At 29.3% G+C, this 2,465-nt stretch carries 4 protein-coding genes; all 4 read right to left on the bottom strand.

Features of this window, described 5'->3' with window-relative positions; translation table 11 throughout:
- A partial coding sequence (locus ACKI5C_RS08415; protein WP_407432704.1) for an ATP-binding cassette domain-containing protein occupies positions 1-353 on the bottom strand: 353 nt, incomplete at its 3' end.
- Between the two features lies 1 nt (position 354).
- The gene (gene cbiQ / locus ACKI5C_RS08410) at positions 355-1,047 is read right to left on the bottom strand and encodes a cobalt ECF transporter T component CbiQ (protein ID WP_407432703.1); all 693 of its coding nucleotides are present in this window, start codon (positions 1,045-1,047) and stop codon (positions 355-357) included.
- Between the two features lie 89 nt (positions 1,048-1,136).
- Positions 1,137-1,421 carry an energy-coupling factor ABC transporter substrate-binding protein gene (locus tag ACKI5C_RS08405; RefSeq protein ID WP_407432702.1) on the bottom strand — a complete coding sequence of 95 codons (285 nt, stop codon included), beginning with the start codon at positions 1,419-1,421 and terminating at the stop codon, positions 1,137-1,139.
- A 2-nt stretch (positions 1,422-1,423) separates the two neighbouring features.
- Positions 1,424-2,101: a cobalt ECF transporter S component CbiM gene (cbiM, locus tag ACKI5C_RS08400; RefSeq protein ID WP_407432701.1), complete on the bottom strand. Its 678-nt coding sequence runs from the start codon at positions 2,099-2,101 to the stop codon at positions 1,424-1,426.
- Positions 2,102-2,465: the final 364 nt, after the last annotated feature.

Here is a 2,465-nt window from a genome sequence, read left to right as displayed (position 1 = left end):
ACCCTTTTTTGAACCTCTTCCATAGGCAGCTTTAAGTTTAAAGGTCCGAATGCAACGTCTTCTTCTACAGTAGGTGCAAATATTTGGTCATCAGGGTTCTGGAATACGATTCCAACTTTCTGTCTAAATTTTAGCAAAGACTTTTTATCATACTTCAATTCTTCGCCATCGATGAAAACTTGACCTTCATCAGGTTCATAGATACCATTCAAATGAAGGAACAAAGTAGATTTTCCAGCACCGTTTTTACCTAAAAGAGCAACCATTTCTCCTTTTTCTACTTTTAAGCTTACTCCTTTAAGTGCTTGATAATCCTTGTTATAAGAATATTTAATATTTTGTACTTCTAACATTTTATCCCTCCTTTGGTGGTACATAAACCGGCAGTTCTCCGTTATAACCTCTTGAATCTAAACTATGTTGTAATGTTTCACTTTTATCTAATGACCTTAAAAATATATTGCTTATTAAATCCGCTAAGCATTTCATTGAATTCATATATGAATTATATCCCATTCTTGTTTTTTGCGCTTTTTGCATTGTATCAACTTCATTTAAGAATATGAATATGGTATTATACATTAAAAGTCCGATTTCAGTAAGAATCTTAGGGACTTTCATGGTATCCAAACAATGGAAAATCTTTGCTATTGGGGTTGTCAATGCAAGAAAACCTAATAATGGGAAACATCCTAAAACTCTAAAGAAAGTATATAACCCATAATGCCAGGAGTCATCAGTAACTACAATACCAAAAATTCCTGTTTCATAAATTACTTCTCCATTTCCAAAGAAGAATATTAAGAAAAAACATGTTATAACAAGAAATGCCATTGGTATTGTTAAAAATTTCAAATAGGATCTTATGCTGATTTTAGCCACTCCAAGTATTATTATGGAGAATAAAATAAAAATAAAGACATCAAAATATAGATTATCCAATGCTAAAGTAACTATCAATAATATTACTGTTAAAAACAACTTAAAATACGGGTTTGTTTCACTTAATTCATTATTGTGGGCAATGTAATCCATATCAAATTTCATAAAATCACTAACAATTCGCATATATTAAAAAATTTTTAAGATTTTTTTAAAAAATCTTATAAAAAAGAAAAAAAATGGATAAAGAAGAATTATTCTTCTTTACCTTGTCCTCTCCAGTAACCGAAGAAGTAACCAATGATGATTGCTCCTATAGCTGCCTGGACAGCAAATAATAAACTTTCTATTTCACCACTAGGTGGTTCCCAAAATGACTCAAACCAAGGTTCGTATCCTGTTTCTGAAACACCATCAGATCCTTGGTCGTCAGATCCTCCAAAGTATCCTTCATCTTCACCAAGACCAGAATACATTGCTAAAGGTGCTATTAATATTACAAGAACAATAATTGCTAAGATAAGATTTTCATGTTTCATATTTATTCACCTTTTGCTAATTCAACTTCTGAAATTGCACCTAATTTATTTAATAATTTAGGTTTGTAACTCATTAATCCGTTCCAAATAATTACTGTTAGTAAACCTTCAGCAATAGCTAATGGGAATTGGGTTGGAGCGAAGATTAAGAAAAACTTAGTAATTGCGCCCATAGTGGTAGGTTCAGGGAATGCTAAACCTAATTGGATTGAAGTAACAATATAAGTTGCTAAATCCGCAATGAAAGCAATTAAAAATATGTTTATTTTAGATGGAACTCCAGCTTTAAATAATAATTTGTATACAATCCAACCTGCAAGAGGTCCTACTATACCCATAGATACACAGTTAGCTCCTAAAGTTGTAATTCCTCCGTGAGCAAGTAAAATTGCTTGGAAGATTAAAACGATAGTTGCTAAAACACCAGTAACAGCAGGTCCAAATAATGCTGCACCTAATCCGTTACCTGTTGGGTGAGAACAACTTCCAGTTACAGAAGGTAATTTTAATGATGAAATTACGAACATAAATGCTCCACTTACTGCAAGTAAAGCTTTAGATTCCGGAGTTTCATCTGTTACCTTTTTAATTTTATAGAGTCCGTATGCAACCACTGGTATTGCTATTACATACCAAACAGCACACCAAAGTGGAGGTAAGAACCCTTCCATAATATGCATAAATAATTTCCTCCAAATTAATATCAATATAATTGATAAACTTAATAAATTAAAATTAAACTTATTTTAATTTTATTAAAGTTATATTGATAAATTATTTTTTATTCTTTATTATATATATACTTTTTAGTAATACTTCAAACAATTTTATTGAAAACTAAATATTTTCTAAAAAATAAACGGATTACATTTAAATTTCATGGTTCTTGATTTTTAATTTTTGTTTCAATAATTTTGTTTTGTTTTGAATTTTATTTTTTTCATAAATTTTTCCTAATTTTTTAATACTTTACTTATTTTTTTAAAGAATTGTTTGATAAAATAAAAATATTTATATAATCTAAAAACTAATAATAAAAATATC

Origin of the sequence: Methanobrevibacter sp., assembly GCF_045646045.1 — an archaeon.
GTDB lineage: Archaea > Methanobacteriota > Methanobacteria > Methanobacteriales > Methanobacteriaceae > Methanocatella.
The sequence above is the reverse complement of the archived record's forward strand: the minus strand, read 5'-3'. Positions and strand labels throughout refer to the sequence as shown.

Excerpts from the sequence above, each read along its gene's own strand:
- cbiM (WP_407432701.1), bottom strand. The coding sequence starts at position 2,101 with ATGCATATTATGGAAGGGTTCTTACCTCCACTTTGGTGTGCTGTTTGG.
- ACKI5C_RS08405 (WP_407432702.1), bottom strand. The coding sequence starts at position 1,421 with ATGAAACATGAAAATCTTATCTTAGCAATTATTGTTCTTGTAATATTA.
- cbiQ (WP_407432703.1), bottom strand. The coding sequence starts at position 1,047 with ATGAAATTTGATATGGATTACATTGCCCACAATAATGAATTAAGTGAA.